The sequence below is a fragment of the Pantoea sp. Fr+CA_20 genome (assembly GCF_024520835.1).
Taxonomy (GTDB): Bacteria; Pseudomonadota; Gammaproteobacteria; order Enterobacterales; family Enterobacteriaceae; genus Pantoea; species Pantoea allii.
On the sequence record NZ_JALNPN010000004.1, the window covers coordinates 141,465 to 166,929 of the forward strand.

23 protein-coding genes are annotated in these 25,465 nt (G+C 54.3%); 6 read left to right on the forward strand and 17 right to left on the reverse strand.

The genetic code is table 11. The features are described from left to right. The first annotated feature begins 84 nt into the window (after window positions 1–84). From NR177_RS07585 to NR177_RS07595, 3 genes are all read left to right on the forward strand, one after another. Window positions 85–2,412 carry an FdhF/YdeP family oxidoreductase gene (locus NR177_RS07585; protein ID WP_256852590.1) on the forward strand — a complete coding sequence of 776 codons (2,328 nt, stop codon included), beginning with the start codon at window positions 85–87 and terminating at the stop codon, window positions 2,410–2,412. Window positions 2,413–2,723: 311 nt separating this feature from the next. Beyond that, window positions 2,724–3,437 (forward strand): MgtC/SapB family protein, encoded by a 714-nt coding sequence (locus NR177_RS07590; protein ID WP_063879640.1) that lies wholly within the window; start codon window positions 2,724–2,726, stop codon window positions 3,435–3,437. Window positions 3,438–3,691: 254 nt separating this feature from the next. Next, entirely contained in the window at window positions 3,692–4,228 is a 537-nt protein-coding gene (locus NR177_RS07595) for a C40 family peptidase (protein WP_063879641.1), read from the forward strand. Window positions 4,229–4,460: 232 nt separating this feature from the next. On the opposite strand, the gene NR177_RS07600 is transcribed toward NR177_RS07595, so the two are convergent. The 6 genes from NR177_RS07600 to NR177_RS07625 are packed head-to-tail and all read right to left on the reverse strand — an operon-like array spanning window position 4,461 to window position 10,381. Beyond that, the gene (locus tag NR177_RS07600; protein ID WP_256852591.1) at window positions 4,461–5,108 is read right to left on the reverse strand and encodes a flavin reductase family protein; all 648 of its coding nucleotides are present in this window, start codon (window positions 5,106–5,108) and stop codon (window positions 4,461–4,463) included. Between the two features lies 1 nt (window position 5,109). After that, window positions 5,110–6,534 carry a M24 family metallopeptidase gene (locus tag NR177_RS07605; protein WP_256852592.1) on the reverse strand — a complete coding sequence of 475 codons (1,425 nt, stop codon included), beginning with the start codon at window positions 6,532–6,534 and terminating at the stop codon, window positions 5,110–5,112. Between the two features lie 16 nt (window positions 6,535–6,550). After that, entirely contained in the window at window positions 6,551–7,375 is an 825-nt protein-coding gene (locus NR177_RS07610) for an ABC transporter permease (protein ID WP_145393223.1), read from the reverse strand. Further along, window positions 7,368–8,195: an ABC transporter permease gene (locus NR177_RS07615; RefSeq protein ID WP_145393222.1), complete on the reverse strand. Its 828-nt coding sequence runs from the start codon at window positions 8,193–8,195 to the stop codon at window positions 7,368–7,370. Before NR177_RS07615 ends, NR177_RS07610 begins: the two co-directional genes overlap by 8 nt. Before the next feature lie 9 nt (window positions 8,196–8,204). Continuing rightward, entirely contained in the window at window positions 8,205–9,254 is a 1,050-nt protein-coding gene (locus tag NR177_RS07620; RefSeq protein ID WP_096010599.1) for a PotD/PotF family extracellular solute-binding protein, read from the reverse strand. Between the two features lie 20 nt (window positions 9,255–9,274). After that, window positions 9,275–10,381, reverse strand: a complete 1,107-nt coding sequence (locus tag NR177_RS07625; RefSeq protein ID WP_145393220.1) for an ABC transporter ATP-binding protein — start codon at window positions 10,379–10,381, stop codon at window positions 9,275–9,277. Between the two features lie 500 nt (window positions 10,382–10,881). On the opposite strand from NR177_RS07625, the gene NR177_RS07630 reads away from it, so the two are divergent. Continuing rightward, window positions 10,882–11,985: a sugar phosphate isomerase/epimerase gene (locus tag NR177_RS07630; RefSeq protein WP_256852593.1), complete on the forward strand. Its 1,104-nt coding sequence runs from the start codon at window positions 10,882–10,884 to the stop codon at window positions 11,983–11,985. A gap of 98 nt (window positions 11,986–12,083) precedes the next feature. Next, the gene (locus NR177_RS07635; protein ID WP_256852594.1) at window positions 12,084–12,824 is read left to right on the forward strand and encodes a GntR family transcriptional regulator; all 741 of its coding nucleotides are present in this window, start codon (window positions 12,084–12,086) and stop codon (window positions 12,822–12,824) included. A gap of 1,155 nt (window positions 12,825–13,979) precedes the next feature. Here the strand turns inward: NR177_RS07635 and NR177_RS07640 are convergent. The 11 genes from NR177_RS07640 to NR177_RS07690 all read right to left on the reverse strand — a co-directional run bounded on the left by NR177_RS07640 (window position 13,980) and on the right by NR177_RS07690 (window position 23,808). After that, entirely contained in the window at window positions 13,980–14,390 is a 411-nt protein-coding gene (locus NR177_RS07640; protein ID WP_096010596.1) for a VOC family protein, read from the reverse strand. Window positions 14,391–14,640: 250 nt separating this feature from the next. Continuing rightward, a complete protein-coding gene (locus NR177_RS07645) occupies window positions 14,641–15,315 on the reverse strand; it encodes a hypothetical protein (protein ID WP_254353882.1) in 675 nt (224 codons plus the stop codon). A 241-nt stretch (window positions 15,316–15,556) separates the two neighbouring features. Beyond that, complete coding sequence (locus NR177_RS07650; RefSeq protein ID WP_256852595.1) at window positions 15,557–15,997, reverse strand: NUDIX hydrolase; 441 nt, start codon at window positions 15,995–15,997, stop codon at window positions 15,557–15,559. A gap of 61 nt (window positions 15,998–16,058) precedes the next feature. After that, complete coding sequence (locus tag NR177_RS07655) at window positions 16,059–17,255, reverse strand: PotD/PotF family extracellular solute-binding protein (RefSeq protein ID WP_145393214.1); 1,197 nt, start codon at window positions 17,253–17,255, stop codon at window positions 16,059–16,061. 4 nt (window positions 17,256–17,259) lie between these two features. Further along, window positions 17,260–18,276, reverse strand: a complete 1,017-nt coding sequence (locus NR177_RS07660; protein ID WP_256852596.1) for a GTP-binding protein — start codon at window positions 18,274–18,276, stop codon at window positions 17,260–17,262. A 20-nt stretch (window positions 18,277–18,296) separates the two neighbouring features. Next, window positions 18,297–18,581: a hypothetical protein gene (locus NR177_RS07665; protein WP_063879654.1), complete on the reverse strand. Its 285-nt coding sequence runs from the start codon at window positions 18,579–18,581 to the stop codon at window positions 18,297–18,299. Window positions 18,582–18,591: 10 nt separating this feature from the next. Continuing rightward, window positions 18,592–19,338, reverse strand: a complete 747-nt coding sequence (locus NR177_RS07670; RefSeq protein ID WP_063879655.1) for an SDR family NAD(P)-dependent oxidoreductase — start codon at window positions 19,336–19,338, stop codon at window positions 18,592–18,594. 9 nt (window positions 19,339–19,347) lie between these two features. Further along, window positions 19,348–20,121 carry an SDR family NAD(P)-dependent oxidoreductase gene (locus NR177_RS07675; RefSeq protein WP_256852597.1) on the reverse strand — a complete coding sequence of 258 codons (774 nt, stop codon included), beginning with the start codon at window positions 20,119–20,121 and terminating at the stop codon, window positions 19,348–19,350. Between the two features lie 9 nt (window positions 20,122–20,130). Beyond that, the gene (locus NR177_RS07680) at window positions 20,131–21,501 is read right to left on the reverse strand and encodes an MFS transporter (RefSeq protein WP_256852598.1); all 1,371 of its coding nucleotides are present in this window, start codon (window positions 21,499–21,501) and stop codon (window positions 20,131–20,133) included. 34 nt (window positions 21,502–21,535) lie between these two features. Further along, window positions 21,536–22,411 carry a polysaccharide deacetylase gene (locus tag NR177_RS07685; protein WP_063879658.1) on the reverse strand — a complete coding sequence of 292 codons (876 nt, stop codon included), beginning with the start codon at window positions 22,409–22,411 and terminating at the stop codon, window positions 21,536–21,538. Window positions 22,412–22,431: 20 nt separating this feature from the next. Continuing rightward, complete coding sequence (locus NR177_RS07690; RefSeq protein ID WP_256852599.1) at window positions 22,432–23,808, reverse strand: amidase family protein; 1,377 nt, start codon at window positions 23,806–23,808, stop codon at window positions 22,432–22,434. 295 nt (window positions 23,809–24,103) lie between these two features. Between NR177_RS07690 and NR177_RS07695 the strand changes: the two genes are divergently transcribed. After that, window positions 24,104–25,150 carry a GntR family transcriptional regulator gene (locus tag NR177_RS07695; RefSeq protein WP_256852650.1) on the forward strand — a complete coding sequence of 349 codons (1,047 nt, stop codon included), beginning with the start codon at window positions 24,104–24,106 and terminating at the stop codon, window positions 25,148–25,150. Window positions 25,151–25,465 lie beyond the last annotated feature (315 nt).

Genomic DNA, 25,465 nt, shown 5'->3' on the forward strand with positions numbered 1-25,465 from the left:
ACATTTACATCACTGTTCCCACGCACCATCGCAATTACTGTACCAGGCTTAATGAAAAGCGAATAACAGTGATTGTGGAGCAATATGAAAGAGCAAGAGAGTACATCGGGCATTCATTCCTATGAAGGTGCCGCAGGCGGCTGGGGTGCCCTGAAAGCGGTGGCTGGCGCTATTCGTGGACAAATGGCGGTCAAGCAGGACGTCATCGCGTTGTTCAAGGTCAACCAGCCCGAAGGGTTTGACTGTCCGGGCTGCGCCTGGCCCGATCCCAAGCACACCTCCTCGTTTGAATTCTGTGAAAACGGCGCAAAAGCGGTTTCATGGGAAGCCACCAGCAAACGCACCACACCTGAATTCTTTGCTGCGAATACCGTCAGCGAACTTTGGCAGCGCAACGCCCATGAGCTTGAAGGCGAGGGCAGGCTGACGCATCCGATGAAGTACGACCCCGCCAGCGATACCTATCAGCCCATTGAATGGGAGACGGCCTTTAACGAAATTGGCGAGCGGCTGCGCAGCTATAACGATCCGGACAGCGTGGAATTTTACACCTCGGGTCGCGCCTCCAATGAAGCCGCGTTTCTCTGGCAGCTGTTTGCCCGTGAATTCGGAACCAACAACTTTCCTGACTGTTCCAACATGTGCCACGAGCCGACCAGCGTTGGCTTGCCAGAGTCGATTGGCATAGGCAAAGGCACGGTGGAACTGGATGACTTTGACGACTGTGATTTGGTGATCTGCATTGGCCATAACCCCGGCACTAACCATCCACGTATGCTGGCAACCTTACAGGAGGTGGCAAAGCGCGGAGCCAGAATTGTGGCGATCAACCCGTTACGCGAGCGCGGGCTGGAACGTTTTACCGCACCACAAAGCCCGGTTCAGATGCTGACGCTGAGCTCAACAGAACTGGCCTCGACCTACTACAAAATTCGGGTAGGCGGCGATGCCGCGATGCTGAAAGGCGTGATGAAATGTCTGTTAGCGATGGATGAGGACGCCAGAGCGAAAGGCAATCCGGGCATCTTCGATCTCGCCTTTATTGAAGAACATACCCAGGGCATTGACGCGTTGAAAGCCGATTTGGCTGCGACCGACTGGGAGCACATCCTGAAAATCTCGGGTATGGAGCGTGAGCAAATTCAGCACATTGCCCATATTTATGCCAATGCTGAACGCACAATCATTTGCTACGGCATGGGGATTACCCAGCATCAATACGGCACGCAAAATGTTCAGCAGATTGCCAATCTGCTGCTGTTGCGCGGCAATATGGGCAAGAAGGGCGCGGGGATCTGCCCTTTGCGCGGTCACTCAAACGTGCAGGGCGATCGTACCGTGGGTATTACTGAAATCCCCACAGAAAGCCTGCTGAACAGCATTGAAAAAGTGTTTGGTTTTAAACCCCCAGCCAAACACGGCCACGGCGCAGTTCAGGCCGTGCAGGCGATTCGCGATGGAAAAATCAATGCCCTGCTTTGCCTGGGCGGTAACCTGGCCGAAGCCATGTCCGACCCGCAGGAGACGTTCCCTGCCATGCGCAAGCTGGATTTAGTGGTGCATATGGCCACCAAACTGAATCGTTCTCATTTGTTGCTGGCAAAACACAGCTATTTGTTCCCGGTGTTGGGACGCACAGAGATCGATCAGCAGCAATCCGGTGCGCAGAGCGTAACCGTTGAAGATTCCATGTCGATGGTTCACGCCTCTCGCGGTACGCTTGAACCCGCCTCACCGCATCTGAAATCTGAGCCAGCGCTGGTTGCCGGTCTGGCAAAAGCCACGCTGCCGGGCACTGTAGTGGACTGGGACAGCATGATCGCTGACTACAGCACCATCCGTAACGCCATTGAGAAAGTGGTGCCAGGCTTCGACAACTTTAATGAGCGTCTCCAGCAGCCGGGCGGTTTTCGTTTACCTAATGGCGCGTCGGAACGCGTCTGGCATACGCCGTCGGGTAAAGCACAATTCCTGCTTATGGACGGCATCAACGAAGATCCGCGATCGTTCAAATGCCATGATTTGGTGCTGACCACGCTACGCAGTCACGACCAGTACAACACCACGCTTTACGGCCTGGACGACCGCTATCGCGGTATCAAAGGACGCCGGGATGTGTTGTTTATCAGTGAAAATGAGGCGGAGAAAAACGGGGTTCGCATGGGCGATCAGGTCAACATCATTGCGCTGGACCCGGACGGTAAACCTACCCATCGTCGACTCGATAATCTGACCATCGCGGTCCATGACATGGCCGACGGCTCTGTCGCAGCCTATTATCCCGAGGCCAATGTGCTGATCCCACTGGACAGTTACGACACAAAGAGCGGTATTCCCTCCTATAAAAGCACTCCGGTGATGATGGAACCCGCCCGGTCAGAAGTACCAGCGGACGCGGCGACCCTGCGCTAATCGTTTTCTGCTGGCATAAACCAAACCTTAACGAACAGCCATCTGAGTGGAAATCTCTGCTCAGATGGCTATACAATCGCCGCGAATTTTACTCATGAGGCAATCAATCTTGGACAAAAGTCCCGAACGATTACACCTGGCTTCTGCAGTAAGATAGTCTTCTGGCTGTCTTAACTGCGCGTTAAGATGGCGGTTTTACAATCATCCCTCCACAACGTGATGCGCTCTGTGCATCAGCGCCTGCTGTAATCCATTTTATTCATCTTTACTTTTCCGTCCTGCGCATACTGCGTGGCGGAGAGAGGTTTATCATGGACTGGAAAATCTTTTTACTGCGCGTGTCGGCTGCGCTGATTCTGGGTGCGCTCATCGGCAGCGAACGTCAACTGCGTCAACGCATGACCGGCTTACGCACCAACGCGCTGGTCAGCACCGGCGCCTGCCTGTTTGTGCTGATGACCCAATGTGTACCGGGCATTGCCACCGACGCCACGCGCGTTGCCGCCTATGTGGTTTCCGGCATCGGCTTTCTCGGCGGTGGCGTGATTATGCGCGACGGGTTAAATGTGCGCGGCCTGAATACCGCCGCCACGTTGTGGTGTACTGCGGCCGTCGGCGTATTGTGCAGCATGGGGTTATTGCTCGAAGCGGCGATTGGCTGCATGGTGATTCTGTGCGCCAATATCCTGCTGCGCGAGCTGGCGCTGGGCATCAATCGTCAGTCTATCGTGTCGGCTGACGAGGCGGTACAGCATTATAAAGTGCAAATCGTTTGTCTGGCTCAGGATGAAGTTCAGGTGCGCAGCCTGATGCTGCACAGCCTGGGCAACAGCGGCTTGCGCCTGCAGTCGCTCCACAGTGAAGATCTGGACCCGCCGCACCGCATGGAAGTGAATGCCGAAGTGATGGGGCAGCCCAGCATGACCGGGCAGCTGGAAAGTCTGGTAAGCCGTATCAGCCTGGAGAAAGGTGTCAGTTCAGTGCGCTGGCAGGTGTGCGGGCTTGATCCCGGTGAAAACGGGTAGGGTAAAAACAGGCAGCGCTACGTGAATTCTGAACGATGAGCAGGAGAGCGACCCAGTCAGATTAAACGTAGCGTTATTATTTGGGTTCAATAAAATCTGTTTTCAGAAGGGGGGTTTTACGCTATATAACTATGACCTGATGCTCAAAGTGTAAGGTTAGGTAAAGCGGAGCTTTGATATTTCTATAGGCGAATGAATAGGTTATAAAGCTATTAACTTTGCTGGCCTCTTATCTTTACTGTGCGGATCACTCGATGAAGCGTAGAACATCTTTCTTTTTACTTTCCGGCCTTATATTGCTGATGTCCGGCTGCAGTCATCATCCTCGCTCAGACGCTCCCGAGGACACTTCCGCATCGGATTCAACGCAAAACCCTGACTTAATCCCGATTGTTGCTGCATTGCATGACCAAATGCATACCTGGCATGACACACCGTACCAATGGGGCGGAACGCAACTGTCGGGCGTCGACTGTTCGGGCTACGTCTGGCGCACCTTGCATGACCGCTTTAATCTGCCGATGGATCGCGTGACAACCGCCGATCTCCTGCATATGGGCGTTCGTGTCACGCCGGAACATTTACAGCCAGGCGATTTGGTCTTTTTCCGCATCGGCGGTGGGATGCATGTTGGGTTCTACGATACTGACCATCAGTTTATTCATGCCTCTGCCAGCAAAGGCGTGATTCGTTCTTCACTGGATAATCCGTACTGGAAATCCGTTTACTATCAGTCTCGCCGGCTGACGCGCGAATATGGCGCACAGGTGACGCTGAACCGGGCAAGTTAACGGGCTGAACACCGGCGTTCTGCCCGAGCAAAGCATGAGTGGGGAAATCAGCCACGCGTCTCACGACAGAATGGTGGCTTATCTCCGCTTACACCCACTTCAGTGTGCTTTGTATTGCAGCCACGCTTAACGGGGCGACGCAGCCGTTATGTAGCAGGTTGGTGTTTCTATTGTTTTCCGTAAAGGCGCGGGTTACACCTGCGGCTCCACAGATGCCTTCGTTTGCAACGCGTTATTTAATGGATTGTCGTGATGCCCATTGTTCGGGCGTCAACGTTTTTACATCAAACTGATCGCGCGTCCGGCAATAAGTATTCCCCCCCATACGACCAATCGCGTCCATAAGGTGCTGATCGATGTGCAGGTTTTCCGGGTTAACCGCATCGCTACGCACATAGACGCCGACCACTTCACCAAGAATAATTTCGCGCGCGGGGCCAACCTGCAAAGTGGTATGTCGGCGGCATTCCAGCGCGGCTGGCGCGGCAAGAATGCGCGGGCTGCATACCTTGTTGCCCGGAACGGTAGCCAGGCCAGCTTCACGCAGTTCATTCACCTCTGGCGCAAATTTAATCGCGCAAACTTCCATTTGTTCGACCAGCGCCTGGTCCACAATATGCACGGTAAATTCGCCCGTTTCACGGATGTTCCGGGCTGTGTCTTTAAAGCGCATATCGGCATAATTTTCGACACCGATAGCAACAATGGCCGGATCGTGTGTTAACACGTTGAAGAAGCTAAACGGCCCGGCATTCGCGTGCCCGTTTTTATCAACGGTAGTCACCAGGGCTACGGGGCGCGGTATCACCGTACCAATCAGTATTTTGTAGCGTTCCCGTTCGCCTAATGACGCGAAATCAAACCAGGTGTGCGAATTCATATCAAACTCCGGCTGCAATACGGTGGGTTTCAAGCGGCGTATGGCGGCTAAGGTTTTCGAAGCCGTCCTGGGTCACCACATAACAATCCCCAATGTTGCAACCGGCCGATAACGGCTCAAGCCATTGGGTGTGCAACACAAACACCATACCTTCCTCCAGACGATCGTAATTGTGAGACGAAATGTTGAAGCTGTTTTGCCCGCCCGCCATGCCGACTGAATGGCCCAGATTCGGGTTATGTGGGCCATGAGTGGCAGGGTAAACATGCATGAGTTTGCGTCCCTGTGCTTCCCAGTCTGCATCCGGGACATACTGTTGCGGAATTAAACGTGCTTCGCCGTCCGGCATGGGTGACCAGTTATACGGCATGCTGCGGGCTTCGGGTGAGGTCAACAGTCCCTGCGCGATCATGGGTGCAAAGGCAGCATTGTTAATATCACGCATTAACGCGCCCGGCTTAATGCGTTGCTCCGCACGTTTAACGCCTTCAGTACAGGCGTTTAACACCAGCTCCTGGCGGGCGGTAATATCGCCCACGGCAATCATGCGCGCCGTCTGGGCGGTATAGCCGCGCCAGGTGACATTTGAGATATACAAATTGATCAGGTCACCGGGGCGAACAATATGTCCGTAAGGTTTACCGCAGTGCGTACCAAACGCATTGATACCAATTTGATAGCCATCGCCGGTCTCACCACCGAATGCCATTTGTGCGGCGGTAAAGGCCGCAAAGATTTCATGATCGGTGATACCCGGTTTCGCCACATGGTAAGCCGCTTGCGTACCGATGCTAATCAACTGTGCCGCCGCCCTGAACATCTCGATTTCACGCGTGGAGCGCACTTTTTGCAGTCGGTCCAGAATGGCGTTGTCTGCAATCCATTGACTGCCGGGTAACTGGGTTTCCAGCGACGCCCAAAAAGTCAGGCTGGTACGATCGCCAATTTTGCCAATCTGCGCACGCGCTAATCCCAACTGACGCAGTATCGCGGCACATTTTTCGGCCGTTTTCACCACCGCGTCGCCGGGACGGTCAGCATATTCGCGGCCTATTGGCCCAATCTGCCAGATGTCCTCGACCAACAGCGGCTCTCCGGCTGGCGGAAGCAGCACTGACTGGGTAAAAAACGACAGCAGCGTCAAAGGCTTATTGTTATCTGTGGGGATGATCAGCACACCTTCGCGCATCCAGTCGCAAATATAGCGAAGATAGGGATTTGACGCATGAAACCAGCCCACGCTGCCTGCGTGAACGATCAGCGCATCGTGTCCGGCCTCTACGGCCTGACGACGGATTTTACGCAGACGCTCTTCAAACTCCTCCAGCGGCAAGGGCGGCGGGGCGGAAAACGTGAAGTCAGGCTGGAAATCAGCCAATAACGCGCCGATGCGATATCCTGCGGCGGCAGTCGCATGAGTAGTCATAGTGAATCCTTTTTATTTACGGGTTTTGCGGACGCGGTGCCAGTACACGGCGCGCGACCAACATGCCCATCAGGGTTATCGCAATCAGAATGCCGGAGATGGCCGCAACGCGTACATCCAGCGACTCTTCAATCAGTGCAAACATGCGCAGGGGAAGGACTGTGGTGCGTGCGTCGGCAAGGAACAGCGTGACCGTAACGTTATCCAGAGACTGGATAAACACCAGAAATGCCCCGGCGGTGATGCCCGGCATCAGCAACGGCAAGGTGACGCGGCGCAGGGTCATAAACCAGCTCGCTCCCATTACCGTCGAGGCTTCAGCCAGAGAGGGATTCATTCCCTGCGCAACCACGGATGCTGCCCGATACATCAGCGGGCCAAAAACCACGATGTGGCCCGTAACCGTTAACCATAGTGACGGTGTCACGCCAAAAAAGTTGGCAACGATTAAGGCCGACAGGCCGTAGACCAGGCTGGGCAGCACCAGCGGTGCCAGCAGTAATGGTTCAATGGCATTGACGCTTTTACGTTTCATTCGCGTCATGCCAATGGTGGCGGGCACGGCGAACAGCAGCGATCCCAACACCGCCAACCCGGCAATTTTCAGGGAGTTCCAGGCCGCGATCTGCTCCGTTCCGGAACGAACGGGGTCCAGTAAGGCCTCGTACCAGCGCAGGGAAAATCCTTCGGGCGGATACTTCAGTGTTTGACCGGCGGTAAACGACATCATGATGGCAATAACAATGGGCGCAACCAGATAGATAACGCAAAGCGTGCCAAAGCCATAGACGAACAGGTTATACAGTGCAGCAGGCACCGGGTTTTCTCGATGATTACGCATGGCCGCTCAGTCTCCGGTGGCGTGAAATCATGGTCAGGGCAACCAGCAGGCAGCCAGTAGAAAGCAGCAGCACCACGGCGATGGCAGAGGCCAATGGCCAGTCAAACAGCGTGCCGACTTCGCGATAAATCAGCTGTGGAACATACACATTGCGCGCGCCACCGATCACGGACTGGGTGACAAACGAACTACTGGTGCTGGCGAACACCAGAATCCAGCCGGCCAGTAAGCCCGGGAGCATTAAGGGCAGCAGTACGGTGACGAAAATTCGCCACGGACCTGCACCTGAAACCTGCGCGGCTTCCGTGAGTGCGTAGGGAGTCCGCGTCAGAATCGCAATCAACGGCAGGATAATTAACGGCAGATCGATCTGGCACATTGCCAGGACCAGACCCAGCTCGGTAAACATCAGGCTGGTTGGCATGCCGGTGATGCCCAGCGCCATAAGGGCATCACTGACAGGGCCCTGGCGTCCCAGAATGACAATCCAGGCAAAGGTTCGCACCACGTTGCTGGTCAGCATCGGTATCAGCGTCAGGAAAATGATCGTCTGACGCACTGTGCGACCGCTGTGCCAATACAACAGAGCGATGGGAATACCCAGCAAAGTCGTGCCAATGACGGTTTCAATGCCCAGTCTTGCGGTATTAAGCAGCACGCGGAAGTTAAACGCATCGCCAAAAAAGCGAGCGTAATGCTCAAGCGTGATACCGCTTTTGGTGATAAAGCTGAATCCGACTAAAACAGCGAGCGGCGTTGCGAAAAACACCACGGACAGCAGCAACATGGGCACCACATACGGAAAGCCGCTCTGTTTCATCACGCCACCTTATCCAGCAACAATCGTATCGAATTTGCGTATCCAGGCATCGCGATTTTTGTTGATCGCGGCCCAGTCGGGATAAACCAGCGAAGGCAGGTCCTGGCGAGTAACGTAGGCCGAGATGGCAGGCGTCAGCGCCACATTGTTGTTGGTGGGAAACATTTCTGCTGGCGGTAGCTTGAACTGATCCTGAGCGGCTTGTGAGATAGCGGCATCCATATAGGCATAAACTGCCTCTGCGTTTTTACTGCCTTTGGTCAGGTGAATGTTGACCGGTGCCGCCGGTGTGCCGGTTTTAGGATGCACAAATTCGGCATTCATGCCCAGGCTCTTCAGGCGCGCGACGTTACTGGTGCTGCACATGAATACCGCAATTTCACCTTGCTGGAACAGCGTCATCTGGTGATTGGTGCTGTCGACGATGCTCTTTAGCTGCTCAGGGTGTTTCTGGAACAGTTGAAACACGGCATCCATATCATCTGGCCCTTTGCCGTATATTTTGGCAATTTCGGTATAGGCCATGACGGCGGTGTTTGAGCCAAACCCTGTCCAGGAGACCAGCCCTTTAAACCTGGGATTCTCAAACAGATCGGCATAGCCGTCCGGCCTCGGTACCATATCGGGATTGTAGGCAATGCCGTTGACTTCCACGGTCACCGTCGGCCCGTATTCTCCCTGAAAACTTTTATCGAGCAGGTGCCAGTTTTTCAGTCGTGAAGGATCGATTTTTTCAATCAAATTATTTTGCAGGGCAACGTCAGTTTGCCCCGGAGACATCAGCAGTGCGTCATAGGGCGGATTGCCAGGGCTGGCCATCACTTTCGCGAGCTGGTCCTGGGCCATCGCTGGCGCAATCGTCAGGCCAATGCCTTCTTTCTGCAGCATCGGTGTTAATACCGTGCGATAAGCGTCCTCCCAGTTGCCAGGGAAGGTGGCTACCACGGCTGATTGCGTATTGGCTGCCAATGCCCGTAACGAAAGCGGCAGCAGTGAGGCTGCCGTCGCCCCGGCAATCAGTTGACCGAACCGACGACGACTGATGTTAACGTCTTTCATAGTTTTTCCTTCTTATGCGCTTAGGATTGCGGTTCTGCCGGAAAGGCATGGCAGCGTGTGGTATTGATCTCGGCGAACAGCTGCGCGCCGGGGCGAAGAAGCGGGGTACCGGCACCGCGCACTTCAGACGCGCGCAGGCTGCCACCACAGGGAAGCGTCATCTCGTGGAGCAACGTCGGGCCCAAAGGAACCGACACGCTCAGCGTGACCGGCTGCGTGTTTTCGTTGGGGTGCGGCATCAGGGTGATGTCTTCTGGTCGGCAGGTGATGATGACCTTAGCGCCCAGAATAAAGTTGAGTCGCCTGGGCAGCCGCAGCGTCATGTCGTCAGGCAGGCCAATTAAGGTGGTATCGTTGTCAAAGCGCAACACCGTGCCCGGCAATTGGTTGGTTTGACCGATAAAGGTGTTAACAAACAGCGTGCTGGGCTGGTCATAGACCGCCATCGGCGTATCAATCTGCTCGACGTTCCCCTTGTTCATGAGCACCAACCGGTTCGCCAGGCTCTGGGCTTCCTCTTGATCATGCGTGACGATCAGCGTGGTGATACCCAACGTTTTTTGCAGGTGCAGTAACTCAACCTGGAGATCAAACCGCAGGGCGCGGTCGAGCGCACCAAAGGGTTCATCAAGCAATAATAAAGAAGGGCGGCCGGCAATGGCGCGGGCAACAGCAACACGCTGCTGCTGTCCGCCCGATAATTCGCGCGGCAGGCGATTGCCGTACTCTTCCAGCCGCACCAGCGTCAGCATCTCTTTCACACGCGCTTTGCGCTCAGCGCGCGACATCTGCTGACAGGACAAGGGATAGGCGATGTTCTCTGCCACGGTCAGATGCGGGAATAAGGCGTAGTTCTGAAACACCATACCAATACCACGGGAGCGCGCTGACATTTGCGCAAGGTCCTGATGACCTAACACGATTTTGCCTGCTTTGGGTTGAATCAGTCCGGCAATGGCGCGCAAGACGGTCGATTTACCGCACCCGCTTGGCCCAAGCAGCGCCACAATTTCACCCGGCTCAATGGTGAACGAAATATCACTGATAGCATTACTGCTGCCGTAACTGTGGGTAAGTCCATGAACGCTAAGACGTTTACGTTCTGATGTTTTAGGCATAGTTGACATAGTGCTTCCCTGGTACGGCATCGTTTAATGGAACGATCAAGTCGATGTGAGGAATTTTGCAAGTGGCGTGCCAGCCTGAAATACAGGGGGAGGCGAAAAATCACAATACGTTGATTATTAATGTAAATTATTTTCATTAAATTATTCGTATCTATTTGCGAATATCTTTGATTCAATTTTTATTCATACATAATCGATCAGCATTCACTTTTATAGTGCGAAACTTCCTTAATTTGGTGCAGCCTGATGTCATTTTATGCCACCGCCGCAGCAGGGCTTGTTAACGGCAAAGGCGGTAATCGCGCGAGAATGCAGGCTGTACAAGGGATTGAGAGAAGAGTAATTCCGTACAGAATTAATCGGGAAATAATTCGAAAAAATATGCGAATGTTTTTAATTTAATTTTTAGTTATTTGCATCAGGGAGTTAGCCATAGCTGTTCCTTGAGTGGCATGAGGCTTGCACGCAACAGCCTACAATGACATTTAAAGGGTTCGTCTATGAGATTGGGAATTGATGGGTTAAAGCTGCCGGAGGCAAAAAAACGAGGTCCGCTCGCCAGCCTGGATCATGTGAAGGATCTGGGGCTGAGTGGCATTTTTTTCAGCACGCTACTGGATATGAGCCCACAGCTCGATATCGCTGAACTGCGTGACATCCGGCAAAAGGCTGATGATTCAGGCCTTTACCTCGAAAGTGGATTAGGCAAAATTAATCCCTATTGCAGCGCTGAATCACCCGAATTACGTGACATTGGCGACGGCGATATCATCGCAGGGTTAACGCGGATGATTGAATCGGGGGCAGAAATTGGCTGCCGAGAGCTTTGGGTGTCACCTGGTAATTTCAAACCGGCTTATCGCGGTCGGCTGGCGGTCGATCGCTTTCGTACAGATGTCACCTGGGATGAGCAGCTTAGCGCCACAGAAAAAGTGCTGCGCAAACTGGCGCCGGTGGCACGCGCTAATGGCGTACACATGAACATAGAAACCCATGATGAGATCACCTCATTTGAGATTCTACGTCTGATTGAAGCGGTCGGGGAAGATTGTCTGGGCGTGGTGCTTGATACCGCCAACATGTTGCAGCGTGGGGAACATCCGGTCTGGGCAACGCGCCGCCTTGCGCCCTGGATTCGTCAGACGCACATTAAAGATGCCTATATTGGTCGGGCGGAAGGCGGGCTTGATTTCCAGCCGCGCCCATGCGGCACGGGGATAGTGGATTTCACCGCCATTCTTACCTTACTGGCGGAAGTGAATCCACAGCTAAACCTCTCGCTGGAAATAGCCCGATCGTCAGACGATCAGCGTCGTGATGCAAACCCACGGCAATGCATCCAGATTGACGATCCTGTCTGGCGGGCAGGTCATCCGGACCTGACGCCAGAAGAACTTGAGGCGTACTTCGCGATGCTCAATGCGTATGAAAAACGGGTCATGGCAGGTGAAGTGGCTGACTTTGAGTTTTACGAAACAGCGAACTACGGCTATCCCAGCTATCAGTATCAGTCCTACGGTTTTGAGCAGGCGATTGGCTTTATTCAACAATCCTCTGAGCATATCCGTGCGGTATGTGCCCGACTGAATATTGTGCTTAGCTGAGGTTTGCGCAGCGAAATTATTACAGAGATAGTACAATCCGGTTTTCAACAAGTGCGATAGCGGCTTGATGCCTGCTATTGCCTGACAAGGAACAAGAGATGAAAAAAACGCGCAGTCGGGCAGGTGCGGCAGTTTCTGGCACAGCGTTGACAGGTGGGGAAGGTCATGACGATGTTTCTGAGCGCATCCGTGCCACCCTGGCGGCGGCCATTGGCGAAGGTGCACTCAAACCGGGAAGCAAAATTCTGGAAGAAGCCATAGCCGAGCATTTTGGCGTCAGCCGCACTGTGGTTCGCGGTGCTTTAGGCGTTTTAGAAAGCGATCACCTTCTGGAGCGTAAGCGCAACCGGGGCACCTTTGTTGCCGAGCCGGGCATTGAAGAAGCAAAAAGTCTTTTTGAAGCGCGGCGTAAAATCGAAGGGCTGCTGCTCGAAATGGTTTTACGGCGAGCCACGCCAGCCCAACTGGATGTGCTGACGGCGTTAACCGACGAAGAAGAGCACATCCATCAGCATGGCGATGAGAAATCCAAAACCGTTTTATCCGGTAAGTTCCATCTTGTTTTGGCGGAGTTGGCCGGCAATCCCGTACTAACCGAGATGTTATCGAAAGTTGTGGCACGGTTATCGTTGGTGATGGCGTTATATGAAGAAAAGCACAGTGACGATTGTGGTGCAGACCATCACCGCATGATTGTTCAGGCACTGAAGGATAACGACCTTAAACAGGCTCAGCATTTGATGGAACATCATCTGTCGGACATTGAAAGCCGCGTCCGCTTAACGGCAGGTCAGGGCGACCGTCACTCATTTATGTCGGTGCTGGAAAACTTTTCCTGACAAACTTGTCGACGCCGAGGCAACCGCACTCAGCCTGATGTTGGTTTGGGGCTTAATCGAGAATGACGTTATCCGGGCTGGAACTGAGCATGGCCTGGCAACAGGCTGTTAGCCGCAAGCCATTTTTCACGGTAACGCGCGGCAGTGAAAACAGATCGGACTAAACCAACAAAACGCATGTCGGGCAAACGTGGCGAGGTTACTGTGAAAAAACGTGGCAATGGCCAGACTCAAACCGACAACGCTACGTAAATTCTGAATAACTCGCAGGGGGATTATGCGCCAGTTTTCGCGTAGCGCGATCGATTTGGAATGCGCTTCAAGACATAAAAGTGTGCAGGTGAGGAGCCCGTGATACCGGGGAGCCATCTGAGTGCGTAATTAGATATTTTATTTAACATAATATACATTATGTGCACTTTAATATGGTGAGCTTTGACAGGGTCATCTTACGTCTTTTATGTCTGCTACGGCTTTTCAGGATCTGAGCCCGTTTTGCATCTCACTGCTTTTGTCTGATGACGTTCGTCTCTCATGCCGTCTTCAGGCCACCATCATAAAGACCTGTGCTGCTATGCTGTATTTCCATTTAATCAGACAACCCAATTTGAATGATGATCAACGACCACATCTCCTGTGCTGCCACTTATGTTCATCACCCGAAACGCGCATCAATTTCGTTTTTAGAAAACGTCTTCATCGAGAACTCACAGTGCTTTCCATAAAGACGGTCATCCACGTCTCACTTCGCTTTTCGAAAACGTCTCATGGCAGAACTCACGCTCAGTTCCGTCATGCCGCGTCGTGATGTGTTGTCAGGCTCAGCTGCAAACTAACGCCTGTAAAAAACTGACGCTGCTACGTGAAAGTTAGCGTACTCAGGTGCCGCATTCCCCACAGAATCCACCCAAATCCAAATCGATCACGACATTTTGGCTGTCTGGTGTCGACAAACAGATCATTTTCAGGAAAAAATCATCCCGTATGTAATCACAATTCCGTCATTCATCTTCAGTCGTGCCTGAGGTTGAGATGTGATGCGTTGGCAGCTTACACCGCCAGGGCGTGCAATGAAGAACAGCGCTGCCCTTTTCTTCTTTATCCTGACTAAGCCGTTTTGACCAGACCCGGTTAACGACTTTATCTCTGTTTCTGTTAAGCCTGCCGCAGGCTCTGCTCGAACATCGCCAGATTTTCCCGCGCTTCCTTGTACTGATAAGACGTCAGCTCAATCTGATTTCCATCGGGATCGGAAAAATAGACGGACATCGACACCCAATGATCGCTGACGCTGTAAGGTATTGATTGCGTGACCAGGACGTGCAGTAACTGACTGAAAGACGATGCATCCAGGCTAAATGCCACGGTATGACCTGGCGACTGATGCGTTCTTAAAAACAGCGAAATTGCGGCATCGTTATTTTTCAGGACCAGCGGACCGCCTTGCGAAAACCAGAACAGTAATGTTTCATCGCGCGAAAACCCCAGTACCTGCTGATACCAGTGTTCTGCCTTATCCAGGTCATGCACATAAATGTGCACGTGGTCGATCTTGAGTAAGTTCACTTTCACCTCAATGGGCAGGCGTAAAGAGAACCAGCATTAAACAGATTATTTGTTAATGCAAAAAATCGCGCATCTAATAGCACTTAATTTAACATAATTAAGGCGCGATGCTTTAACGCCCCGTTATAGCTTTAATGTAGCGATAACAGAGCGCAATTATTTTAGAATAAGGATCTGCCTAATGCACGTCGGCGACGGTTTCCCCCGCAGCCTGACAATACGGTAATTCAGGCAGACCCAATTAACTAATTTAAAGCAGATAGGAAGGCGATTTGTTGGTGAACTGCGTTATACAGTCATCTAATATTTGCTGCGTGACTTCAGTCACTTTGGCATAACTATTCGCCCGCCATTGCGGCAACGTATATTGCGGCGTGCTGGCCGTACTGCCGCACACAATACTGGTATAAAGTGACTTGCCATCTTTATCTTGTGTTGCGCGGGATAAGGCTGTCGTCATGATAAGCTCATAGTTATCATCGCCACCGGCAAGGTTTTTATAAATCAGCTTCCATGTATATGGGCTAATTTTCACTGCGTCCGGGTATTTTTTGGCAGGATGTTTATCCATTTCTGTCTTAAGAATCTCACTGACTCTCGGCATCAGGTAAGCGACTGATGGATTAGCCAGTCCTTTCACTTCAGTGCCTTTGAGATCAGATTTAGTAAAGCCTGTCGCCTGTCCACCGGTCGTAAACATCATGGTGACGAACTGTAATGTTTTAAGTGCGACGACTTTTGAAGTATCACCTTGCGTCACGTATCGCAACTGATTATCGGTTGGTCGATTAAAGTCGGTTTCCAGCTCATTCCAGGCCTCAATCGTTATTTGAGAACTGTTGGCGGAGGTAATCGTTTCTGATTGAACCAGTTTACTGGTCGGCGGGAGCGGTTTTGACGCACATCCACTTAATAACAGCGCCATTGCCAACAGTGAATAATTCCTTTTTATCATCATTCTCAATCAATCTATTATTGTATGTGGAATGACTATCGGCGAGCAGACAGGAAGCTTTAATTAAATATGAAATATAATTTATGTATTCAACGAAGTTAATTCGATGCCGCCATCACCACGCCCTGCTCTTCCTGATATAAACCGCGCGGCGATGACGGTTATTTTGAATGTATTTTATACAACTATTCTCATTCTATTCAGGTCTGTTTCAGGGTAGCAGACGCAGGATATTGGCAGGATAAATCGTGTCGGCTGTTTCACTGAGTGCCTTGATGGTCCACCAACGTGCGCTGGCAATAACTGACTTCTCATTTTCACTCCAGCCCTGCGTGTTAATCTCGTCACCCGAGACAGTGACAACATAAAAACGCTCGTGTGCCAGAACACATTCACCTGAGGGCAGCGTCATCTCAAATTTGCGCTCACCCACGGACGGACCAACATTCTCCTGACGTATACCGGTTTCTTCATAAAGCTCTCTGACCGCTGCCTGCTCGAAGGATTCGCCCTCCTCTACGCCACCGCCGGGCGTTGCCCAGTAGGCATTGCCTGCCAGCGCATCCTGTTCCTGTTTATGCACGAAACGAAACAGCAAAACGGCATGGGAAGCATTGAGGATCAGTAATCGGGCCGAACGACGAGTGCGCATGTCATCTTCCTTTTTGATTGGGCCAGAAGCGCATTTAAGCGTTCTGGCCTGCCCTTGTCCATCAACTGGCGCGCAAAAAATCCTGCCAGCGACGCGTCAGATAGTTGTGTTCATCCATCACGGCGTTCCACACGGCAATATGGCTCATGCGCTGTTCGTAGCTTCCTCCGTCACGCACCTCACCTTGCGGAATCAACGGTGCGCCCCAGGCATCAAGCAGCACCTCGCTTGCTGGCTGACCGCCATACCAGAAGTCCCATTCTGCCGCAGACAGATGCGCCCGGCTGCGCGCCGCGTTGGAAATATAGTAACCCTGTCGCGCCATGACAGCGCCCGGCCAGCCGGATTGCCACCAGTTTAAATAGTCATAGGCCGCGTCTTTGATTTTGCCGGTCGCGCAGCGCGAAAGCGACATGCCGCCATACCAGGCGCGATAACCTTCTCGCGGGCGTGCCATTTTATAGCCGCGCTGATGAAAATGATGGCGGAAATAGATGGGCGCCCAGAGGCTCTGCACTTCCACCTGCTGGTTGGCGATAAGGTCGCATGCCTCGTCCTGCGAGGCCCAGAATGCCGCGAAATGCCCATTGCGATTGAGGCGCGCCAGTTGCTGAGTCAGCAGATCAATCTCTTCAAGCGTAAGATTACCTGGGTTGGCAAAGCGCGCCAGGCCAGCGCCCTGCATGGCAAGCGCGGCATCAATGCCGCCCATTGCCGCATCTTCCTGTAAAGCCACCTGCCCCGTCAGTGAAGGATGCAGGAGCCAGCCCCAGCTCTCCTCCTGCTGCTGCAACGCCGCGGGCAGTCGGTCGGCGTGATAAGCAAAGCTGTCTGCATTGTGCGTGAGCGGCAGCATACTGATGTGATCGCTGGCATGGCTGCCCAGATGCATATCGCGCTGCACATACAGCCGTTCAGAAGGCACGCTGCCGTCGGCCAGCGGCAGATCCGGACGTAACCTGCCGGTTTTCGCCAGCGGGGTAATTTCATCCCAGTATTTGAGACGTTTGATTTCCAGCGGCTGGATGGCCCGGGCAGGCCAGACAAAATCGATGTTGTGAAACCACTGATCGTACAGGTCATAACTCTCCGGCTGCATGACGGCAATGCGTTGCGCATCTTCCACGCTGTGCAGCAGGTATTCGATACGAATGCCCAGATCTTTTTCGGCCCTGACGCGCAGCATTTCCAGCAGCGTGACGGAGGTGCCGAGTACGCGTAATGTCAGTTGATCGTTGACTTTGGCTGCAGAGTTCATCGTTTTACTTATCCTTTAACGCCTGCTGGAAGCGGTTAAACCCTTGTTTCAGCCGTTCTGCGTCGAGTCCGCGCAGAATAAAAACCAGCTTCGATGTTTCTAAATCCCCCGGCCAGTCGTTCATGTGTACCGGCGGATGTAACGTATGCTGAACCCCGTGGATCACCACCGGCGCACTGCTGCCGCTGAAGCGTAAAATGCCCTTCATTCTTAGTACCGATTGTCCATGGCTATGTAACAGCATTGACAGCCAGATAGCAAACGCCGGCCAGTTCAGTTCGTCTTCCAGCGTGATCACGCAGGTTTGTGTCCGAGGGTGATGATGCGTCTCCTGCCCGGTCAGACTGTACGCGGCGCTGCCCACGGCACCGAGCCAGCGAAACCGCTGCGCGTGCGTGCCTTTTGCCAGGCGCAGCGCAAATAACGCCTCAGGTTCGGCTAGCGCCTGCGCTGTGTCACTCAGTTCCGCCATGGGGTTTAAACCGGCAAGCCAGCTCTGCAGCGCCATCATCTCGTGGTGATCAATACGATCGCGTTTGCTGAGCAACAGTTTATCGGCCGCACTGACCTGGGCTAACCATTCCGGCTGATGGGCCGACTGGAGGCGAGCGTGCTCGGCATCCACCAACGTGACCAGCGTTCCCTGACTGAAATGGTGCTTGAGTAGCGCATCATGCAGTAACGTCGACAGAATGGGCGCGGGATCGGCCAGACCGGTGGTTTCGAGAATCACCTGGCTAAACGGCGGCAGTTCGCCGCGGGTACGGCGTTCATACAGATCCAGCAGGGCCGTTTTCAGTTCACCGCGAATCTGGCAACACACGCAGCCGCTGGGTAACAGCACCGTATCCGGTGCCACTTCATTTAACAGATGGTGATCAATGCCAACTTCACCAAACTCATTAACCAGCAGCGCCACATCGTTGAGATTTTGATGCGTCAGCCAGCCTTTCAGCAACGTGGTTTTCCCACTGCCCAGGAAACCGCTCAGGATATGCAGCGGCAGTTTTTCATGTTGCATAGCCGCTCCTTTTTGGGCCATCAGAGCGCCGCCAGCCAGGTTTCATCCAGCGGATCGAGGGTGCGTTTTGTCATCTTCTCCGCTTCTTTCCACAGCAGGTCCAGCGAGCTGACCATGACCTGCTGCCCGGTCGGGCTGGACAGCACCCAACTGGTGTGAAATCCCGTTAAGCTCAGGCGCCAGGGTTTGAGTGCCCGGTTAAGCAACGCCAGTTGCTTCAGACGCAGCTGGCGCTGGGGCAAGTCGTTTTCCAGCGCGTCGCTCCACTGCGGGCCGTTATCCAGTAATCCACACATTCCACACATAACCAGCTCCTTAGGGCATAACATCGCCGGAATTAGGCCCCAGCGTCTGACCGACAAACAGATTGCCGCCCGGCTCACTGGCGAGTAGCAGCGCGACCGGTGCCACCTCTTCTGCCCGCCCAAAACGCCCCAGCGGCAGCTCAGCGGCCTTGGCGGTTTTCCACGCCTGATTGATGCCGTCAATTAGCGGGGTTTCGATCGGTCCCGGCGCAATCGCGTTCACCAGCACATTGTCTGAAGAGACCTCCAGCGCCAGCGATTTGGTAAAGCCGATTACGCCCGCCTTCGCGGCGGCGTAATGGCTCAGTTCGGCACCGCCTTTGATGCCTAACTGTGACGCAATGTTGATTACCCTTCCCCAGCGCTGCGCCAGCATCGAAGGCAGCGCCCGCTGGGTTGCCAGAAAGACGCTGCGCAGATCGACCGCCATCATCTGCTCCCACATCGCCAGCGTGATGTCGGTGCAGCGGGCCTGGGTCAGCATCCCGGCATTGTTAACCAGAATATCAATCCCGCCGAAGCGTTCGAGGCAGGCATCCACGCCCGCCGTCGCCCCGTCCACCTCACCGACATCGGCCACCACGCCAAAGCACGGCGCGTTCAGCGCGCCACAGCGCGCGACCATCGCCTCCAGTTTGTCGCCGTCGCGGTCAGTCAGTATCAGCTGCGCGCCCTCCCTGGCAAACAGCGTGGCAATGGCGGCCCCGATTCCGCTGGCCGCGCCACTGATCACACAGCGTTTGTTTGCTAACTGCATACTCTCTCCTTAATCAGGCCAGCGAACGGTCAGGCCGCCATCGACAATCAGGCTTTGCCCGGTGAGATAACTGCTTTCTTCGCTGGTCAGAAACGCAATCGTCTTTGCCACCTCCTCGGCCCGACCAACCCGTCCCAGCGGAATCGCGTGGGCCGCCTTCGCCAGCCCTTCCGGGCCAAGCGAATTTTGTTTGTCCAGCGACTGAGGCGTTTCGATCAGGCCGGGGATAATCGCATTACAGCGCACGCCGCGCGGTGCCAGTTCGACGGCCAGTGACCGGCAAATGCCCGGCACGGCAGCTTTGGCGGCGGCGTAGTGCGCATGTTCCTGCCAGCCATAAACCCCGCCCGCAATCGATGACACGGCAACCAGACTGGCCCCGGTCTGAAGATGCGCGGCGGCGGCGCGGAACAGCCGCATCACGCCTGTCAGATCGACATTCAGCATCTCATCCCAGTGCGCATCGCTCATCTCATCAATCCCTGCGCGGCGCAGAATACCGGCGTTGGCGACCACGTAGTCAAGCCGACCAAAGTGCTGCACACCCTGGGTGATAAACGCATCGACTGAGGCGGTTGAAGCGACATTGAGCGGCAACCAGAGCGCATCGCCGCCCGCCGCTTCAACCTGCGCGGACGCCAGCGCCGGATCGTGAGGGTCCTGCGGGTAGTAACCCGCAATCACCCGCACGCCGCGTTGCGCATACAGCGTTGCCAGCGCCAGACCAATGCCGCTGGCCGCGCCGCTGATGGCAGCAACCGGCGTTCCCTTATCATTCTGCATGTGCTGTCCTTAAGCCTGAGGCTGGGTAGAAGCGGTAGCGACCTGGCTATCCCGTTGCGTCACCGGGCGGGCAAACAGAATGATAATGCCCGAGACAAAACACGGCACTGCGCCGAACCACAGCGCGGCGTCCTGCCAGTGTCCGCCCTGGCTCAACACCGAGGTGGTGCCGACACCGGCCACGATAGCGCCCACGGGACCCATCGCCATGATCAGTGCGCCAGCGGTGGCGCGGATGGCCGTCGGGAAGCTTTCACTGATAAAAAACAGGGCCGCAGCATAGGGGCCGATCAGGAAGAACAGCCCTACGCTGTACAGGGCAACGATGATGGCAAAGTTGTCCGGACAGAACAGCATGGCAGCAAAGGCAATACCGCCCAGCATCCAGCCTCCGGCGATGGTGTTGCGGCGACCAATGCGATCACCGAGCCAGCCGTGTGCTAAATAACCGCAGTAGCCCACCAGGTTTGAGAGAATCAGGATCAGCAGCGAGTTATTAAATGACACGGCATGGGTTTTGGTAATCACCGTGGTGCCCAGAACGCTGAAGATCTGAATCGCGAACCAGTTCAGCAGGATAGCAATGCCCAGCACAAGCGTAGAACGCAGCGCCGTTCCCCGAAACGCCGAGGCAAAACCTGACTTAGGCTGATCTTCATAAGGCACTAAATAATCCGCGGCCACCTGACGCGCATCTTTATCATTACCCTGCTCGCGCAACGTTTTGATTTTTTTCTGCACTTCAAACTGTGGCGTTTCTTTGAGCCGGAGCGCCAGCAATGCGATGACTAACGAGGGACAGGCGGCAAAGATAAAGCTGCCCTGCCAGCCAATGATCGGCAACAGAATGGCGGTCAGCGCTGACGCGACCAGCGCACCCACGGGCCAGCCGCCCTGCACCAGGCTGTAAACGAAGCCCTTGCGTTTGTTGAGCTTGGGATCGTCCAGTGCGCTGTACAGCTCTGACAGATAGGTCGCGTTTACCGTCTGCTCTGCGTAACCCAGACCGGCCACGGAACGGATGGCGGTTAGCGCGCCCTTGCCCCATAAGCCGCCTATCGCGGTCAGCAGCGAGCACAGCGCGGCGCCTCCGACCGTGATCACAATCCCCATGCGCCGCCCCAGCCTGTCAACCAGTGGGCCAATGGCCAGGGCGATTACCGCCCCACCAAAGGCTACCCAGGTGGCAATCTCCGACTGCTCAACTTCACTCCAGCCAAAGTGTCCGCCGATTTCCGGCAGCAGCGTGCCGAAAAGGATGAAGTCATAGACGGCAAAAATCCAGGCGAAGAAGGCAATCCATGTGGCGAACTTCACATCCCTGATGGTTAACTGCTGCGGCTGCCAGCCATTTACAGATTTTTTTTTGTAGATGCTCATGTCGCGATCGCTCTGCTAGATAAAGGAAAGAGACTTAACGCGGTTTGCGCGCTAAGAAGTCGTCTGCGATTTCGTCAAAAGTGACAAATCGCACACCCTGGTGGCTTTGGATGTACTTGATCAAACGTTCCAGCATCAGCAGAACCTGCGGGCGGCCTGAAACGTCGGGATGGATAGTCATGGTAAACACGGCGTAGTCGTTTTCGCGGTAAACCCAGTCAAACTGGTCGCGCCAGATCTCTTCCAGATGACGAGGATTAACGAAGCCGTGGCTGTTTGGCGACTTTTTGATAAACATCATTGGCGGCAGATCGTCGAGATACCAGTTGGCGGGGATTTCCACCAGATCGGTCTCTTCACCGCGCGCCAGCGGTTTCATCCAGCTGTCGGGATGCTGGCTGTAATCAATTTTGGTCCAGCTGTCGCCAACGCGAACGTAGTAAGGATGAAAGTCGTTGTGCATCAGGCTGTGGTCATACTTAATGCCTTTTTTCAGCAGCAGTTCATTGGTCACATTGCTGAACTCCCACCAGGGCGCAACGTAGCCTGTCGGGCGTTTGCCAGCCAGTTGGGTGACCAGCTCAATACTGCGGTCCAGCACGGCTTCTTCCTGCGCAGGCGTCATGGCAATGGGGTTTTCATGGCTGTAACCGTGCACGCCAATTTCATGACCCGCATCTACCACCGCTTTCATCTGCTCGGGAAAGGTTTCAATCGAGTGACCGGGAATAAACCAGGTGGTACGTAACTGGTGCTCGGCAAACATTTTTAGCAAACGCGGTGCGCCTACTTCGCCGGCAAACAGGCCGCGTGAGATATCGTCCGGGGAGTCTTCACCCCCGTACGAGCCCAGCCAACCCGCCACCGCATCGACATCCACACCAAATGCACACAAAATTTCTTTAGCCATGATTCATTCCTCTGGAGGAGTTAAGCGCAGACAGACGTGTCTGCTGTGAACGTGCCTGCTACCGTGCTGGCAGCATGAAGAAGCCGGCGATCTTCGCCAGCAGGAAGGGAAAAAAGCAGGCTGGTAGGCAGCCCGTCTGAATCGGTTCCGGTCGGAAAAGCGATACCCGGCATGTCCAACAGGCTGCCCGGCATGGTTAACCGCAACGTGGCCAGATTGGTGTCGGCAAACAAGGTGCTGTCACGCATCAACGGTGCAAGTTCCGGTGCGGTATGGGCGACGGTGGGCGTAATCAGCACCGCGCCATCCAGCTCTGCGGCGAGCGCCTGTTGCCACTGTTTACGCTGGGTAAGAAAGGTCGTGAGAACCGCCGGGTCCTGATGGCTGGCGGCAAGCAGTCGGTCGCGTACGCGCGGGTCCATTACCTCCGCGTCAGGCGAGGCTAACAGCTCGCGATGCAGCAGCCAGGCCTCACGTCCGCCCGGCCAGCCGTTGTCTTCAATCCACGCCAGCGCCTGGTTAAAGGCCGCCAGAGGCGCGCGCTCGACGTCAAATCCGGCAGCCGTCAGTTGCTCTAACCGGCGATAACCGTTGTCGCGTACCGCGGGCTGACACGCGGCCAGTAAGGCGTCATCGAAACGAAAATGCGGTGCGGGAAAACGCATCTTTTCCCGTCCGCACAGGATGTCATCCAGGGCGATGGCATCACGCACGCTTCGGCAAAGCGGTCCGACCGTGTCCAGCGACTGCGCCAGAGGATATACGCCGTCCATCGCGTAACGGTGGCGGCTGGCGCGATAGCCAATGGTGCCGCTGAATGCGGCGGGAATGCGTATTGAGCCGCCGGTGTCGGTGCCAAAGGCAATGCAGGCCAGCCCTTCGGCGATTGCCCGTCCGGCACCGCTGGAGGAGCCGCCCGGCGCATAAAGGTGCGGCGTGTTTGTACGGATGGCCGGCGTGCCAAAATAGGGATTTAATCCCAGGCCGGAGAAGGCAAACTCACTGAGATTGGTTTTACCCAGCGTCACCAGGCCTGCAGCCGAGCACTGGGCCACCAGCGCCGCGTCCTGCTGTGCGACAGGGACATTTTTTCGCGTGGCCGATCCGGCGGTGGTCTGGCTCGACTGAATATCGAACAGATCTTTCCAGGCTACCGGAATACCATCCAGCGGACTCAGTGGGCGGCACTGCTGCCAGCGCAGGGTTGAGGCTTCAGCCTCGTCGCGGGCACGCGCGGCGGTTATGGCGATAAAGACAGAGGGGGCGTTTTCTGCCGCCTTCAGGCAGGCCTCGGTAAACGCCAGCGGTGACAGACGCTGTTGTGCATAGAGTGCACTGATACCCAGTGCATCAATCTGACCAGCCATAAATAACTGACGAACGTTTTCGGCCTGCACGCGATCACCTTTAAATGTATATTACGTTTCAATGTACATTTGAAGATAGCAATAACGGTGCCACAAAAAGCACTGTTAAGTTGCATAATTGTGATCGTGTCGATCATTAAAAATAAAAAATGATTTTAATCAGACACTTAGTTATCGTTGTTTAATTTTTATTACGGCATGGCAGAATAAATGGCGCGCCCACATTAAATGTATTAATTTATAACTGATCCATTATTGGGCGCGGTGCACTATATCAGTGCTGCATCAGTGCTGCGCAGCGCAGGCATCGGGAGTCGTGTCAGGTATGCTAATGTGGCTGGCAGGACGGGGAACTGAAGATGACACAATGCAAAACAAGGTAAATGGGACTGACATGGACGATGCAGGTTCTGCGCGTTACGAGAGTATCCGGCAGGTTTTACTGAAGGTTTTTCAGCAGGATGGCGTGCCTGAGGGGCTGGTATTACTGGAAGGTCCCCTGGCGCAGCTGTTTGGCACCAGTCGTGTTCCCGTCCGGCGCGCGTTAAGCATGCTGCACGAAGAAGGCTGGATTGCCCGCTTTGAAGGGCGAGGCTTTATTGTTGCACGTGATAATCAGGAAGTGGAGCCTGTCCGCATTGCGCTGACGCGGGAGTTGTTCGGCCTTGAACAGCGCGATGAACTGGTTGATACCCGCAGCACGGGTGAAAAAGTGCTGGAGAACCTGCAAGGTATTCTTTCTACCGCCATGGTCTTTGGCTGCTATCAGGTTGATGAACTGGGCGCCGCGAAACACTACAACACCAGCCGCGCGGTAATACGTGAAAGCCTGATGCGCCTGCGTGACAAAGGACTGGTGGAAAAAGAGCCCTATTCTCAATGGCTGACAGGGCCGCTAACTGCGCGTGAGCTGGCCGACCATTTTGAGATCAGAGCGAACCTGGAACCTGCGGCATTATACAAAGCGGGCGACCGGCTCAGTGTGACCTGGCTTAATGAACGACTCGATAACGTCCAAAAGTACCGAGGCAAACAGCTGAACCCCGCAGAACTCGAAACGCTGGAAGAAGATCTGCACATACGCTGCCTTGAACCCGCCGGAAATAAGCTGATGATGCAAATTTTGCGGCAAAATCAGTCGCCGTTTATTGTCACCCGCATTTTTTATGATCTGCTCAAAATTCCCGTCGACAGCGCAATGCTTGATGAACACGGTCTGGTTTATGAGTTTTTGCTGAAACGAAACTGGGCGCTGGCGGCGGCCTGTATGCGAGATCATCTGGAGCGGGCACAGGTCAGGACGTTGCAGCGTCTGAAAGTGTTGTCGGTATTACCGGTGCCTGAATTGCCGGTATTTATGGAGCGCCAGTAAAAATGAAACTGAGAGCCAGATAAACATCAGGCCGGCCTGGCTCTGGCTGCCGCGTTAAATAATCTGCGCAATTGTCGGGTGTAATCGTAAATTATCAGCCCAAAATCGCGTTGCCTGTAAAAATGCGGCTGTTGCGCCGCATTATCGATATAGCGATGAATCCTGTGGCAAGCCCTTCACGTGAATACACTGCGCGTTACCTGCCCGTCTTTCACCTGTCAGCGCTTGTGTTAAGAAGACTTAATGTAATTGTTAGCTTATAATAACTTCGCTTTTCAATAACACTAACAAAGCTGCAGCCTGCTGAGACGGATC

Coding starts and splice junctions, on each gene's coding strand:
- NR177_RS07585 (WP_256852590.1), top strand. CDS start 85: ATGAAAGAGCAAGAGAGTACATCGGGCATTCATTCCTATGAAGGTGCC.
- NR177_RS07590 (WP_063879640.1), top strand. CDS start 2,724: ATGGACTGGAAAATCTTTTTACTGCGCGTGTCGGCTGCGCTGATTCTG.
- NR177_RS07595 (WP_063879641.1), top strand. CDS start 3,692: ATGAAGCGTAGAACATCTTTCTTTTTACTTTCCGGCCTTATATTGCTG.
- NR177_RS07600 (WP_256852591.1), bottom strand. CDS start 5,108: ATGAATTCGCACACCTGGTTTGATTTCGCGTCATTAGGCGAACGGGAA.
- NR177_RS07605 (WP_256852592.1), bottom strand. CDS start 6,534: ATGACTACTCATGCGACTGCCGCCGCAGGATATCGCATCGGCGCGTTA.
- NR177_RS07610 (WP_145393223.1), bottom strand. CDS start 7,375: ATGCGTAATCATCGAGAAAACCCGGTGCCTGCTGCACTGTATAACCTG.
- NR177_RS07615 (WP_145393222.1), bottom strand. CDS start 8,195: ATGAAACAGAGCGGCTTTCCGTATGTGGTGCCCATGTTGCTGCTGTCC.
- NR177_RS07620 (WP_096010599.1), bottom strand. CDS start 9,254: ATGAAAGACGTTAACATCAGTCGTCGTCGGTTCGGTCAACTGATTGCC.
- NR177_RS07625 (WP_145393220.1), bottom strand. CDS start 10,381: ATGTCAACTATGCCTAAAACATCAGAACGTAAACGTCTTAGCGTTCAT.
- NR177_RS07630 (WP_256852593.1), top strand. CDS start 10,882: ATGAGATTGGGAATTGATGGGTTAAAGCTGCCGGAGGCAAAAAAACGA.
- NR177_RS07635 (WP_256852594.1), top strand. CDS start 12,084: ATGAAAAAAACGCGCAGTCGGGCAGGTGCGGCAGTTTCTGGCACAGCG.
- NR177_RS07645 (WP_254353882.1), bottom strand. CDS start 15,315: ATGGCGCTGTTATTAAGTGGATGTGCGTCAAAACCGCTCCCGCCGACC.
- NR177_RS07650 (WP_256852595.1), bottom strand. CDS start 15,997: ATGCGCACTCGTCGTTCGGCCCGATTACTGATCCTCAATGCTTCCCAT.
- NR177_RS07655 (WP_145393214.1), bottom strand. CDS start 17,255: ATGAACTCTGCAGCCAAAGTCAACGATCAACTGACATTACGCGTACTC.
- NR177_RS07660 (WP_256852596.1), bottom strand. CDS start 18,276: ATGCAACATGAAAAACTGCCGCTGCATATCCTGAGCGGTTTCCTGGGC.
- NR177_RS07665 (WP_063879654.1), bottom strand. CDS start 18,581: ATGTGTGGAATGTGTGGATTACTGGATAACGGCCCGCAGTGGAGCGAC.
- NR177_RS07670 (WP_063879655.1), bottom strand. CDS start 19,338: ATGCAGTTAGCAAACAAACGCTGTGTGATCAGTGGCGCGGCCAGCGGA.
- NR177_RS07675 (WP_256852597.1), bottom strand. CDS start 20,121: ATGCAGAATGATAAGGGAACGCCGGTTGCTGCCATCAGCGGCGCGGCC.
- NR177_RS07680 (WP_256852598.1), bottom strand. CDS start 21,501: ATGAGCATCTACAAAAAAAAATCTGTAAATGGCTGGCAGCCGCAGCAG.
- NR177_RS07685 (WP_063879658.1), bottom strand. CDS start 22,411: ATGGCTAAAGAAATTTTGTGTGCATTTGGTGTGGATGTCGATGCGGTG.
- NR177_RS07695 (WP_256852650.1), top strand. CDS start 24,104: ATGCTAATGTGGCTGGCAGGACGGGGAACTGAAGATGACACAATGCAA.